The sequence below is a fragment of the Pseudonocardia oroxyli genome, assembly GCF_900102195.1.
GTDB classification, from domain to species: domain Bacteria; phylum Actinomycetota; class Actinomycetes; order Mycobacteriales; family Pseudonocardiaceae; genus Pseudonocardia; species Pseudonocardia oroxyli.
Map to the genome: position 1 here is coordinate 35,990 of NZ_FNBE01000008.1, position 11,673 is coordinate 47,662.

Sequence of the window (11,673 nt, forward strand, 5' to 3'; positions counted from 1 at the left end):
CACACGGGTCGAATGCGAGTGGATGGAGCTGGTCGCGGCCCTGCTCACCGAGCCGCTGGTCGAGCTGCCGGTCGACCGGGTCGGCCCGCAGCTCCTGGCCACGTTCGAGGCGGCGGGGGTGAGCTTCAGCGAGCTCGAGCCGCGGGAACCGCTGCGCCACCGGCTGTGGGACGGCGGGCTGGGCGCCTCGGCGCCGGAGCTGCTGCGGTGGAGCACCCACCGGGCCCGCGCCGAGCACCCGCTGCTGAGCTTCTACCGCGCCACCGGGGTGTGCACCCCGCGCCAGATCGCCGACACCCCGGCCGGTCACCGGGTCCGCTGGCTGGCCGAGGGCGGGCGGGACCTCGCCGCGGCCTGCTCGGCGGCGCAGCAGCTCGCGATCCCGCTGCGCGCCACCCCCGCGATGAGCCGCTCCTTCGTGCTCGGCCGGGAGCAGGTGTGGGGGCCGGGCGAGCTCGCGCTCGCCGAGCGGCTGTGGCGGCTGCTGTCCGGCCTGGAGCGGCAGGTCTCCGCGCTGGCCGCCGTGACCGCGGGCCGGGGTGTCGCGGGTGCCCAGACCCTGCTGACCCCGCGCGAACGGGCGGTCCTGGGGCTGCTCGCGCAGGGCCTGACCGCGGGCACCATCGCCCGCAGGCTCGGGATCAGCCCGCGGACGGTGCAGAAACACCTCGAACGCTGCTACCTGAAGCTCGGCGTGAAGGACCGGCTCGCGGCGGTGCTCCGGGCCCAGACCCTCGGCCTCGTCGACCCGTGAGCGGCGATGGTCGCCCCGGCGACCATCGCCGCTCACGGGTTCAGCGGCCGCCGTGGGCCATGTTCAGGACGTCGAGGGCCTCGTCCAGCTGCTGCTCGGTCAGCGCGCCGTTCACCACGTGGCCGCGCTCCAGGACGACGTCACGGATGGTGCGGCGCTCCTTCAGCGACTGCTTGGCGATGCTCGCCGCCTCCTCGTAGCCGATGTACTTGTTCAGCGGGGTGACGATGCTCGGGCTGGACTCGGCGTACTCGCGGGTGCGGTCGAGGTCGGCCTCGGTCCCGGCGATCACCTTGTCCGCCAGCAGCCGCGCGGCGTTCGAGAGCAGGCGGGCGGACTCCAGGACGTTGCGCGCCATGACCGGCATCATCACGTTCAGCTCGAGGTTGCCCTGGGTCCCGGAGAACGCGACGGTCGCGTCGTTGCCGATCACCTGCGCCGCCACCATCATCGTGGCCTCGCAGATCACCGGGTTGACCTTGCCGGGCATGATCGACGAGCCGGGCTGCAGGTCGGGCAGGTGGATCTCGGCCAGGCCCGTGCGCGGCCCGGAGGAGAGCCAGCGCAGGTCGTTGGCGATCTTGTAGAGGGACACGGCCACGGTCCGCAGCGCGCCGGACGCCTCCACCAGCCCGTCGCGCGAGCCCTGCGCCTCGATGTGGTCCGGCGCCTCGGTGAGCGAGTCCAGCCCGGTCGCCGCCCGCAGCTCCTCGACGACGCCTGCGCCGAACCCGTCGGGTGCGTTGAGGCCCGTGCCGACGGCGGTGCCGCCGATGGGGAGCATGCCGAGCCGGGGGAGCACGTCCTGCACCCGGGCGACCCCGTACTCGACCTGGGTGGCCCAGCCGCCCGCCTCCTGGCCGAGCGTGATCGGCACGGCGTCCATCAGGTGCGTGCGGCCCGCCTTGACGACGTCCGCCCAGTCCGCCGCCCGGGTGCGCAGGGTCCCCGCGAGATGCTCCAACGCGGGCACGACGTCCGTCGCGAGCGCCTCGGAGGCCGCCACGTGGATCGTCGTGGGGAACACGTCGTTGCTGGACTGCGACGCGTTCACGTGGTCGTTCGGGTGCACGTCGGTGCCGGACGCCCGGGTGGCCAGGGTGGCTATCACCTCGTTGGCGTTCATGTTCGAGCTGGTGCCCGACCCGGTCTGGAAGACGTCCACGGGGAAGTGCCCGTCGTGGGCGCCCGCCGCGACCTCGTCGGCGGCCGCGGCGATCGCGGCGGCGAGCTTCTCGTCCAGCACCCCGATCCGGCCGTTCACCCGCGCCGCGGCGCCCTTGACCAGGCCGAGCGCGCGGATCTGGGCGCGCTCCAGGCCCCGCCCCGAGATGGGGAAGTTCTCGACCGCCCGCTGCGTCTGCGCGCGGTACAACGCGTCGACCGGGACGCGGACCTCGCCCATGGTGTCGTGCTCGATGCGGAACCCGTCACTGGAGTCGCTCATGTCTCCATCCTCCACTCAGGGTGCCCTCACCACTGCTCCGCATGGCCGGGATTACACCCGTGGGTGGACCCGATCTTCGGCCAGGCGGACGGTTTCGACGCGCCACGTACGCGAGCCGCTAACGAGCGGCTCCTGCCGACGAACCATCACGCGCGGTGTCGGGTCGGAGGGGGTCGTGGGCACCATGACGGGGCGAGACGACGGGGACTGGCTGGAGTTCGTCGCGGACCTGCTCCGCGAGCCGCTGACGGAGCTGCCCGTGGAGCGGGTGTGCGACATGCTGCGGCGCACCTTCGAGAGCGCGGTCGTCGCGGTCAACGACTTCCAGCCGGACGGGACCGTGCACGGCAGGGTGCTGCCGCTCGACGCGAGCCTCGGGGGCTATCGGGACGACCTGCTGGCCTGGGGGCCGGCCCACACCCACACCCACCCGATCGTGCAGTTCTGGGGCGCCACCGGGCGGCTCGCGGTCATGCAGACCGCGGACGTGCCGGCGGCCCTGGTCGACCTGCGGATCTTCGGGGAGGGCGCGGCACTGCTGCGCGACTGCGGCGCGGGGCAGCAGCTGGCCTTCCCGATCGGGCCGGGCGCCGCCCCGCGCACGCTCGTCGTGGGCAGGCCGCACGTCTACGGGCCCGCACAGATGGCGCTGGCCGAACGGGTCTGGCGGGTGCTCAACGGGCTGGACCGCCAGTACCGGGCGTACGCGAAGGCGATCCGGACGGCGAGCGCCGACCGCGTCGCGTCCGCCATCGAGCTCACCCCCCGCGAGCGGGGCGTGCTCGCCCTGCTCGCCGAAGGCCACACCGCCGCCGCGATCGCGCGCCGGCTGGGGATCGCCGAGCGGACCGTGCACAAGCACCTGGAACGCTGCTACGGCAAGCTCGGGGTGGCGGACCGGCTCAGCGCGGTGCTGCGGGCCCAGCGGCTCGGCCTGGTGGCGGACGGAGAGCTGCCGGGGTGAGAAATTGCGCTGTTCGAGACGCTGCATCCCCCGATCGGCGGAACCGATGGATACATAAAGTTGTGGATGATCCCAGTCGGGGGATCGGGCCAGGATGAAGACGAGCCACCACCCGTGGTGGTGGCACAGGGGCGGGCACCCACGCGGTGCCTGATCCGGCGCGGGGCAGGGCACGGCCCCGCGCCGGGCTCCACCCCCTACGGCAGCGGGCGGTCCTCGGCCTCGTCCTCGTCGGGGCCGAAGTCCACCGAGGCGTACTCGCGCAGCTTCGTGAGCCGGTGGTAGCCGTCGATCAGCCGCACCGTGCCGGACTTCGAGCGCATCACGATGGACTGCGTGGTGCAGCCGCCCGCCCGGTAGTGCACGCCGCGCAGCAGGTCGCCGTCGGTCACCCCGGTCGCGCAGAAGAACACGTTCTCGCCGGTCACGAGCTCGTTCGTGGTGAGCACCCGGTCCAGGTCGTGGCCCGCGGCGACCGCCTTGCTGCGCTCCTCGTCGTCCTTCGGCCAGAGCCTGCCCTGGATCTCCCCGCCCATGCACTTGAGCGCCGCGGCGGCGATGATCCCCTCCGGGGTGCCGCCGATGCCCACCAGCATGTCCACGCCGGTGGTCGGCCGCGCCGCGGCGATCGCCCCCGCCACGTCGCCGTCGGAGATGAACCGGATGCGGGCGCCGGTGGCCCGGACGTCCGCGATCAGCTGCTCGTGCCGGGGCCGGTCGAGGATGGTGACCGTGACGTCCCGGACGTCGATCTCCTTGGCCCTGGCCACCGCGCGGATGTTGTCGCCCACCGGCTTGGTGATGTCGATCGAGCCCGCCGCGTCCGGCCCGACCGCGATCTTCTCCATGTAGAACACGGCGGACGGGTCGAACATCGCGTCCCGCTCGGCGACCGCGAGGACGGCCAGCGCGTTCGGCATGCCCTTGGCCATCAGGGTGGTGCCGTCGATCGGGTCGACCGCCACGTCGCACCAGGCGCCCTCGCCGTTGCCGACCTGCTCGCCGTTGAACAGCATGGGCGCCTCGTCCTTCTCGCCCTCGCCGATCACGACGACCCCGCGCATCGAGACGGTGCCGATGAGCTGGCGCATCGCGTCGACGGCCGCCCCGTCGCCGCCGTTCTTGTCCCCGCGGCCGACCCAGCGCCCCGCAGCCATCGCGGCGGCCTCGGTGACTCGCACCAGCTCCATGGCGAGGTTGCGGTCCGGAGCTTCTCGACGACGCTCGGGCATGTGGCCTCCTTGGCTCGGTTCACTGCTCGCGCCCGCACGTGCCGTGAGGCGGCGGGGGATGAACCGATCCTCGCAGATCACCCACTCCTTCGGGGTGAAGAGCGACGGAGGCCATGCGGTCCTTCTCCGTTCGGATGGTCGACTCCGCAGGCTCCTTCTCCGTGAGGGACCATGGACCCGTGAGCACCGAGCCGACCCCGCCGAGCAAACCCTCCCGCGCGCAGCTGCGCGTGCGGGACATGGTGGGGGCGATGGTGTTCCTGGTGGTGATCGCGCTGATCGGGGGCGGGGTGCGGTCCTGCAGCTTCGCGCCCGCGGGCCCCACGATCGACCCGGCGGCGGGCCCGACCGTCGACGCGCCCGCCCAGCTCGCCGAGTTCGCGAGGGCCTCCGCCTTCCCGCTGCGCGTCCCCACCCTGCCCGACGGCTGGCGGGCCAACTCCACCGACCGCGGCCCGGTCGCGGACGGCGGCACGGCGGTCCGGGTGGGCTACCTCGCCCCGAGCGGTCGCTACCTGCGCCTCGTGCAGAGCGACGCCGCCGAGGAGGGCCTGGTCCGCACCGAGGCGGGCGGCCCACTGCAGGGCACCGGCGTGGTGCAGGCGGGCGGCCTGCAGTGGGTCGTCTACCAGGTGGACGGCGGCGAGCCCTTCCGCGTCACCACCTCCCCGGACGGCGTCCGCTGGCTGGTCACCGGCAGCGCGGACGACGCCGACTTCCAGACCCTGGCGGACGCGGTCGCCCGCGGCCGGGTGCTCCCCGCCGCCGCGGGCTGACCGGCGGCTACACGCGCGTCCCGAGCAGCTCGGCGAGGTGGGCGTCGATCTGCGGCATGTAGGTGGGGGCCACGGCGAACAGGCCGAGGTGGCCCAGCACGTCCTCGACGACCCGCAGCTCCGAGGTCTTGATCTTCTCCTGCTCGGCGCGGCAGTCCCGCACCGGGAAGAACATGTCCTCGTCGATCGGCATCACGAAGGTGCGTGCGGTGATGCGGCCGAGCGCGGCGTCGAGGTCGCCGCCGGTGTGCCGGGCCACGTCCCCGCGCTGCCACTTCCACGCCATGCACAGCAGGTCGTTGGGGTCCATCGCGGTGAAGTACGGCTCCAGGAACCCGGCCAGGAACGCCTCCTTCGAGTCGAAGTCCAGCGCCCGCCACACCTCCTGCTTCCAGAACTCGGTCGAGAAGCCCATGACCGCCCAGATCCCCGCGTGCCGGGTCAGGCCGTCGACCACCTCGGTGTTCGACGCGTACTCCCCGCCGTTCCAGCCCGGATCGCACGTGATCGTGTCGACCAGCGCCTTCGTGTAGAGGAAGTCGTGCGGGGTGTTCTGCGCGGTGCCCGCGATCGGCGCGGCGCGCAGCACCTTCTCCGGGAACCGGACGGCCCACTCGTAGGTCTGCTGTGCGCCCATCGACCCGCCGACGACGAGCTGCAGCGTCTCGATCCCGAAGTGCTCCCGGAGCAGGCGCTCCTGCGCGACGACGTCGTCACCGATCCGGACGCGCGGGAACTTCGACATGGAGATCTCGTCCGGCGCGTTGTGCGGGGACGTCGACAGCCCGGAGCCGATCTGGTCGATCACCACGATGAAGTACTCGTCGGGGTTCAGCGCGTGGTCCGGGCCGATGTAGGCGTCCCGCCAGATCTGGTGGGTGCCCGAGTACCAGGTCGTCACCAGGATGGCGTTGTCCTTCGCCTCGTTCAGCGTGCCGAACGTGGCCACGGCCAGCCGGCAGTCCGGGATCACGCCGCCTTCCTCCAGCTCCAGCCTGCCGATCGACACCAGGTCGTAGTCGCCGTGGAACTCGTGGGAGTAGAAGGGGTTGTCGATCATCGTCGATCTCCTCACCTCGGTGTGGGGCCCGAGCCTCCCGTACGGCTCGGCCCGTGGGAACCGACGGGGCGACGGGGTTCTCCGCCCGTCACCCGCCAGGTGTCGGGAGATCCAGCACCGTGCTGTGCCGCAGCCGCCAGACGAGGTAGGCGATGCCGAGACGGGACCGGCCGATGCCGTCGAGCGGGTCGAAGCCGAGCGCGGCCGCGACCGCCTCGACGCGCGTGGTCATGGTGCTGTGGTGCACCCCGCCCAGCCGCGCCGCCTGCCGGACCGAGCCCGCTCTGACCAGCGCGTCGAGCGTGGCGGGCCCCCACGGTTGGGCGGTGATGGCGTCGAGCAGATCCACGTCCGGCAGCACCGCGTCGGCGGGCAGGTCGGTGAGCAGGCCGATCAGGGCGCCGTAGGAGTCCGCGTCCACCGACGGGGTGTCGGGCGGCGCGCACAGCCGGAGCGCGACGACGGCGGTGCGGAACGAGCGGTGCAGCTCGTCGACCCCCGCCGCGGGTCCGATCCCCGCCGGGCAGGCGTCCAACCGGGTGCCGCCGGGCACGACGAGTGCGTGCAGCGGCCCGAAGGGCGTCCCGACGACGTCCTCGGGGCCGGTCGGGTGCCCGCCCCACGTGGCGAAGAGCGGCGCGGCGACCACCCGGTACGTGCCGGTGGCGGCCAGCCCCAACCGGCCCGCCGCGGCCCGGCGGTCGTCGACCGGGGCGGCACCGTCGAGCAGGGTCGGCAGGTCACGGCGGTTGTCGAGGCCCTGGCGGGCGCGGCTGTGCCGGATCCGGACGGCGAGCGCGAGCCGCTCCAGGACGATCGCGTCGTTGGCGTGCGGCTCGCCGGTGCGCTCCAGCCACACCGTGAGCCCGTCCGCGCTCAGCGAGACACCCCGGCCGCCGCCCGCCACGGGCTCCCCGCCGGGATCGATCCGCAGCGTCCGGGGCGGGTGGTCCTGGCGGAAACCCGCCACGCACCCGGTCAGCGAGGCCGCGGCGCTGAGCAGGCCGCGGGTGTTCACGTTGCCCACGACCAGCTCGTCGAAGCACGCGATCACGCGCAGGCCCAGGCTCGCGCTCGGATCGAGCGCGGCGAGACGGCCCAACAGCTCCTGCACCGGCGCCTCCCCGTGACCCGGGTCATAGCCTAGGCCGTGGTTCCCCTCCGCCACCACCGCTCCCGCCGTCCAGGCCGCCGGACCGGGGGACGCTAGTCCGCCAGCACCTTCTCGATCCACGCGTTGCGGGCGCGGATCATCGCCCGGGCCAGGGCGGTGTGCGGGGCGAAGATGTCGAAGGCGTGGAACCCGCCTGCCCAGACGTGCAGCTCGGCGTCGCCGCCCGCGCGCCAGAGGGCGTCGGCGTAGGCGATCGTCTCGTCGCGGAAGATCTCGGCGGCGCCCACGTCGAGGAACGCGGGCGGCAGCCCGCGCAGGTCGGTGGCGCGGGCCGGGGCGGCGTACGGCGAGACGTCCGGTCCGCCGCGCGCCGCGCCGAGCAGCGCCGACCATCCCGTCTCGTTGCTGACCCGGTCCCACACGCCGACGCCGTCGAACTGGCCGGTGGAGGCGGTGATGCCGCGGTCGTCGAGCATCGGGTAGTCGAGCAACTGGCCGCAGAGGCGGGGTCCGTCCCGGTCCCGGGCGGCCAGTGCGGCACCCGCCGCCAGGCCGCCGCCGGAGCTGGCGCCCGCGATCAGCAGCCGGTCCCGGCGGATCTCCGGCAGCCGCGCGGCCCACTCCAGCGCGGCGTAGACGTCCTCGCGCGGCACGGGGTCCGGATGTTCGGGGGCGAGCCGGTACTCAACCGTCACGAGCACCACCCCGAACAGCTCCACCCAGGTCAGTGCCTGGTCGAGTCCGGAGAACCGGTCGCCGAACATCAGCCCGCCGGAGTGGGCGTAGCAGATCCCGGGGCGCGGCCCGGTCGCGTCGGGGGAGAGGACCGAGACCGTGATCGGGTCGCCGCCGTGCCCGGCCATCGTCTCGTCCCGCAGCGTGATCCGCCTGCCGCGCAGGGTCTCCGCGATCGGCGCCGAGGCGTACGAGCGCCGCATGAACCCGATCAGTTCGGGCGTGATCGTCGGCGGGAACACGCCGCCGACGACGGCCAGGCCCGCCCGCAGCTCGGGATCGAAGGCGGGCCGCACCGGCGGAGACTAACCGAACCGCAGGTCGCGGCTCAGCGCTGCGGCGACAGGCGCCTGCCGGTCCGGCGGAAGGCCCAGATCGTCAGCGGGGTGCCCCTCGCGATCCGGGCCTAGCCGAATCGCGCCATCAGCCACCCGCCCAACGGGACGGCGACGCGTGCGGGCAGCTGGTCGACCAGGTGACCGAGCACGGCGTTGACCCGGCCCTCGGTCACCTCCGGACCCGAACCGGAGAGCGCGCCCAGTGCCCGCCGGGCGACCTGCTCGGCGGTGCGGGTGCCGCGCGGGTTCATGGCCGTGAGCGTGGCTCCGGGGTTGACCGCGACCACCCGCACGCCGTGCCCGCGCGTCTCCGCCCACAGGATCCGGCTGAGCGTGAGCACGTACGCCTTCGACGCCGTGTACGCGGCCATGCCGGGCGCCGGGACGTAGGCGGCCACGCTGGCCAGGTTGATCACGCTGCCGCGGCCGCGGGCGACCATGTCGGGGAGTAGCAGTCCCGTGAGTTCGGTGAGCGCCGAGATGTTGAGGGCGACCATGGCCTGCAGCTCGGCCGGGTCGCTCTCGACGAAGGGCCCACCCGGCGCCACGCCCGCGTTGTTCACCAGGAGCTCCACCTCGCCGACCTGCTCGGCGAGCTTCGCCGGCGCGGCGGCGTCGGTCAGGTCGAGGGCGATCGTGCGGGCCGTCCCGCCGCGGGCCTGCACCTCGGCGGCCGCCTCGGTCAGGGCGTTCTCGTCCCGGCCGACGAGGACGACGTCCGCCCCGTACCCGCCGAGCTCCACGGCGATCGCCCGTCCGATCCCGCCCGACGCCCCCGTGACCAGGGCCGTCCGTCCGCGCATCTGTGGTGCTGTCGTCATGTCGGCGACGCTAGACCTTGACGCTGACGTGAATGTCAAGGTTTGCTGGTGTGATGCGGATCGGCGAGCTGAGCAGGGCGACCGGCGTGAGCACCCGCGCGCTGCGGTACTACGAGGAACAGGGGCTGCTCGTGGGGGAGCGCCTGGCCAACGGCTACCGCGACTACCCCGCCGAGGCGGTCGAGACGGTGCGCTTCATCCAGGACCTGTACAGCGCGGGGCTGCCGTCGGACGTCGTGCGGGACGTGTTGCCCTGCGCCCAGGGCGAGCGGCCGACGGGCGACTGCGCGGCGCTGCTGGCCCGCGCCGAACAGGTGCGGCAGGCACTGCGGGAGCAGGAGGAGCGGATCGCGCAGCGCCGCCGCACCCTCGAGCAGTTCCTCGAGGCGGGCTCGGTCACTCCTCCGCGTCGCTGAGCGCCTTCTCCACCCGGGCGCGGGCGCCCGCCAGGGCCTCCTCGCAGCGCTTGGCCAGGGCCTCGCCGCGCTCCCACAGCGCCACCGACTCGTCCAGACCGAGGCCGCCGGTCTCGAGGGCGCGCACGACCTCGACCAGCTCGTCGCGGGCCTGCTCGTAGCCGAGCTCGGCGATCGGCTGCTCAGTCATCGGGTCCATCCTGCACCGTCGCGCGCAGGACCCCCTCGGCCACCCGGATCCGCAGGGCGTCCCCCGGAGCTGCCTCGGCCGCGGCCCGGAGCACGTGCCCGCCGCGCTGGACGATCGCGTAGCCGCGGTCCAGGGTGGCCTGGGGACCCAGGGTCGTGAGGCGGGCGCGCAGGTGCGCGACCTCCCGGCCCTCCCGTTCGATCCGCCGCTCCACGCTCGCCCGGGTCGAGGCGCGCAACCGCTCCAGCTCCTCGTGGCGGCGGGCCATGTCCCGCAACGGGTCCGCGAGCACCGGGCGGGCCCGCAGCGAGTCCAGCAGGCGCTGTTCGCGGTCCACCCAGCCGTGCAGCGCGCGCCGGCCGCGGTCCCGCAGCCCCGCGATCCGGGCCGTCTCCTCGGCCAGGTCCGGGACCAGCCGTCGTCCGGCCTCGGTGGGGGTGGAGCAGCGCAGGTCGGCGACGTGGTCGACCAGGGGGGTGTCCGGCTCGTGCCCGATGGCCGACACCACGGGGGTGCGGCAGGCGGCCACGGCCCGGCACAGCGTCTCGTCGGAGAAGGGCAGCAGGTCCTCGACGCTGCCGCCGCCCCGGGCGAGCACGATGACGTCCACGCCGGGGTCGCGGTCCAGGACCTCCAGGGCCTCCACGATCTGCGCGACCGCGAGCCCGCCCTGGGTGGCGGTGTTCTCGATCCGGAACTCCACCGCGGGCCAGCGGGCCTGCGCGTTCGAGACGACGTCGTGCTCGGCGGCCGACGCCCGCCCGGTGATCAGCCCGATCCGCCGGGGCAGGAACGGCAGCCGCCGCTTGCGGGCCTGGTCGAACAGCCCCTCGGCGGCCAGCAGCCTGCGCAGCCGCTCGATCCGGGCCAGCAGCTCACCGAGCCCGACGGACCGGATCCGGTCCACCCGCAGCGACAGCGTGCCGCGCCCGGGGAAGAAGCTGGGCCTGCCGTGCACGATCACCCGGTTGCCCTCGGCGACCACCTCGCGCTGCTCGGCGACCAGCCCCATCGGGGCCGTGAGCTGCAACGACACGTTCGCGACGGGATCGCGCAGGGTGAGGAACGCCGTGCCGGTGCCCGCCCGCGCGGTCACCTGGGCGAGCTGGCCCTCGACCCAGACCGCGCCCAGCCGATCGATCCACTCGCTGATCTTGCGGCTGACCGTGCGGACCGGCCAGGGCTCCTCCTCGGTGGAGGGTGCCGTCACGAGTTCTCGTGGACCGTGGTGATGCGGTTGGACAGCATGGTCACGAACGGCGGGCGGTTCTCGTGCGAGGTCTCCCAGATCAGGAGCGCCTGCAGCGCGGGCAGGTCGAGCTTGCGCAGGTGCCCGCGCAGCTGGTGCAGGTTCATGCCCGGGTACTCGGGGAGCACGGCGGGCGGGGTGTCCGCCTCGGCGCCGAGGGTCTGCTCGGCGACCTTCTCGATCCCCTCCATCGGCGTGGTCGGGGTGATCGGGGTGACGGCGGCGTGGCCGTTCACGACGGGCTCGTCCGGCGCGCCGTCCGCCGCTGCACCGTCCGTTGCTGCACGGTCTGCAGCGCCGTCCCCGGCGTCGTCCAGCTCGTCGTCGAAGGTCGCCCACGCGGGTGACTCGGGTGCCTGGCTGAACGAGCCCAGCGCCCGGTCGCCCTTGATGGCGAGCTCGGTGACCTTCTGCTGCACGCGCATGGACGCCTGCAGCGCCTGGCTCACAGCGGTCACGGGGAACTCGACGACCAGGCGCGGCAGCTCGCGGGCCTGCTCGACGGCGGTCGCGGCCAGGCCGGCGGCGATCCGCACCGGCAGCGGAAGCGGGCTCATGGGCGCATCATCCCCCGTCG

At 73.8% G+C, this 11,673-nt stretch carries 13 protein-coding genes; 4 read left to right on the top strand and 9 right to left on the bottom strand.

Features of this window, described 5'->3' with window-relative positions; genetic code table 11:
- Positions 1 to 22 precede the first annotated feature (22 nt).
- Positions 23 to 754 carry a helix-turn-helix transcriptional regulator gene (locus tag BLS43_RS30525; protein ID WP_093083711.1) on the top strand — a complete coding sequence of 244 codons (732 nt, stop codon included), beginning with the start codon at positions 23 to 25 and terminating at the stop codon, positions 752 to 754.
- 40 nt (positions 755 to 794) lie between these two features.
- Here BLS43_RS30525 and BLS43_RS13575 read toward each other — a convergent pair whose 3' ends face one another.
- Positions 795 to 2,201, bottom strand: coding sequence for a class II fumarate hydratase (locus tag BLS43_RS13575; RefSeq protein WP_093083714.1), 1,407 nt, complete (start codon positions 2,199 to 2,201; stop codon positions 795 to 797).
- Positions 2,202 to 2,385: 184 nt separating this feature from the next.
- Between BLS43_RS13575 and BLS43_RS13580 the strand changes: the two genes are divergently transcribed.
- Positions 2,386 to 3,165 carry a helix-turn-helix transcriptional regulator gene (locus tag BLS43_RS13580; protein WP_093084238.1) on the top strand — a complete coding sequence of 260 codons (780 nt, stop codon included), beginning with the start codon at positions 2,386 to 2,388 and terminating at the stop codon, positions 3,163 to 3,165.
- A gap of 197 nt (positions 3,166 to 3,362) precedes the next feature.
- Here the strand turns inward: BLS43_RS13580 and glpX are convergent, their stop codons facing one another.
- Positions 3,363 to 4,397, bottom strand: coding sequence for a class II fructose-bisphosphatase (gene glpX, locus BLS43_RS13585; protein WP_093083717.1), 1,035 nt, complete (start codon positions 4,395 to 4,397; stop codon positions 3,363 to 3,365).
- 179 nt (positions 4,398 to 4,576) lie between these two features.
- On the opposite strand from glpX, the gene BLS43_RS13590 reads away from it, so the two are divergent.
- Entirely contained in the window at positions 4,577 to 5,173 is a 597-nt protein-coding gene (locus tag BLS43_RS13590) for a DUF4245 domain-containing protein (protein WP_176921318.1), read from the top strand.
- Between the two features lie 7 nt (positions 5,174 to 5,180).
- Here BLS43_RS13590 and BLS43_RS13595 read toward each other — a convergent pair whose 3' ends face one another.
- From BLS43_RS13595 to BLS43_RS13610, 4 genes are all read right to left on the bottom strand, one after another.
- Positions 5,181 to 6,233, bottom strand: coding sequence for an alpha/beta fold hydrolase (locus BLS43_RS13595; protein ID WP_093083725.1), 1,053 nt, complete (start codon positions 6,231 to 6,233; stop codon positions 5,181 to 5,183).
- Positions 6,234 to 6,321: 88 nt separating this feature from the next.
- Positions 6,322 to 7,347, bottom strand: a complete 1,026-nt coding sequence (locus BLS43_RS13600) for a helix-turn-helix domain-containing protein (protein WP_093083728.1) — start codon at positions 7,345 to 7,347, stop codon at positions 6,322 to 6,324.
- Positions 7,348 to 7,439: 92 nt separating this feature from the next.
- Positions 7,440 to 8,378 carry an alpha/beta hydrolase gene (locus BLS43_RS13605; protein WP_245707480.1) on the bottom strand — a complete coding sequence of 313 codons (939 nt, stop codon included), beginning with the start codon at positions 8,376 to 8,378 and terminating at the stop codon, positions 7,440 to 7,442.
- Between the two features lie 110 nt (positions 8,379 to 8,488).
- The gene (locus tag BLS43_RS13610) at positions 8,489 to 9,241 is read right to left on the bottom strand and encodes an SDR family NAD(P)-dependent oxidoreductase (protein ID WP_093083731.1); all 753 of its coding nucleotides are present in this window, start codon (positions 9,239 to 9,241) and stop codon (positions 8,489 to 8,491) included.
- Between the two features lie 32 nt (positions 9,242 to 9,273).
- Here BLS43_RS13610 and BLS43_RS13615 point away from each other — a divergent pair, with 32 nt between their 5' ends.
- Complete coding sequence (locus BLS43_RS13615) at positions 9,274 to 9,657, top strand: MerR family transcriptional regulator (RefSeq protein ID WP_245707481.1); 384 nt, start codon at positions 9,274 to 9,276, stop codon at positions 9,655 to 9,657.
- Here BLS43_RS13615 and BLS43_RS13620 read toward each other — a convergent pair.
- Genes BLS43_RS13620 through BLS43_RS13630 form a run of 3 tightly spaced genes read right to left on the bottom strand, consistent with a single transcriptional unit; the run spans position 9,638 to position 11,653 of the window.
- Positions 9,638 to 9,847, bottom strand: a complete 210-nt coding sequence (locus BLS43_RS13620) for an exodeoxyribonuclease VII small subunit (protein WP_093083734.1) — start codon at positions 9,845 to 9,847, stop codon at positions 9,638 to 9,640. The genes BLS43_RS13615 and BLS43_RS13620 overlap by 20 nt on opposite strands.
- Positions 9,840 to 11,057, bottom strand: a complete 1,218-nt coding sequence (xseA, locus tag BLS43_RS13625; RefSeq protein WP_093083737.1) for an exodeoxyribonuclease VII large subunit — start codon at positions 11,055 to 11,057, stop codon at positions 9,840 to 9,842. The genes BLS43_RS13620 and xseA overlap by 8 nt, the downstream gene beginning before the upstream one ends.
- A complete protein-coding gene (locus BLS43_RS13630) occupies positions 11,054 to 11,653 on the bottom strand; it encodes a lipid droplet-associated protein (protein ID WP_093083740.1) in 600 nt (199 codons plus the stop codon). The genes xseA and BLS43_RS13630 overlap by 4 nt, the downstream gene beginning before the upstream one ends.
- Positions 11,654 to 11,673 lie beyond the last annotated feature (20 nt).

What these genes read in the sequence shown, in the direction of transcription:
- BLS43_RS30525 (WP_093083711.1), top strand. Translation starts at nt 23, where the DNA reads ATGGAGCTGGTCGCGGCCCTGCTCACCGAGCCGCTGGTCGAGCTGCCG.
- BLS43_RS13575 (WP_093083714.1), bottom strand. Translation starts at nt 2,201, where the DNA reads ATGAGCGACTCCAGTGACGGGTTCCGCATCGAGCACGACACCATGGGC.
- BLS43_RS13580 (WP_093084238.1), top strand. Translation starts at nt 2,386, where the DNA reads ATGACGGGGCGAGACGACGGGGACTGGCTGGAGTTCGTCGCGGACCTG.
- glpX (WP_093083717.1), bottom strand. Translation starts at nt 4,397, where the DNA reads ATGCCCGAGCGTCGTCGAGAAGCTCCGGACCGCAACCTCGCCATGGAG.
- BLS43_RS13595 (WP_093083725.1), bottom strand. Translation starts at nt 6,233, where the DNA reads ATGATCGACAACCCCTTCTACTCCCACGAGTTCCACGGCGACTACGAC.
- BLS43_RS13610 (WP_093083731.1), bottom strand. Translation starts at nt 9,241, where the DNA reads ATGACGACAGCACCACAGATGCGCGGACGGACGGCCCTGGTCACGGGG.
- BLS43_RS13615 (WP_245707481.1), top strand. Translation starts at nt 9,274, where the DNA reads ATGTCAAGGTTTGCTGGTGTGATGCGGATCGGCGAGCTGAGCAGGGCG.
- BLS43_RS13620 (WP_093083734.1), bottom strand. Translation starts at nt 9,847, where the DNA reads ATGACTGAGCAGCCGATCGCCGAGCTCGGCTACGAGCAGGCCCGCGAC.
- BLS43_RS13630 (WP_093083740.1), bottom strand. Translation starts at nt 11,653, where the DNA reads ATGAGCCCGCTTCCGCTGCCGGTGCGGATCGCCGCCGGCCTGGCCGCG.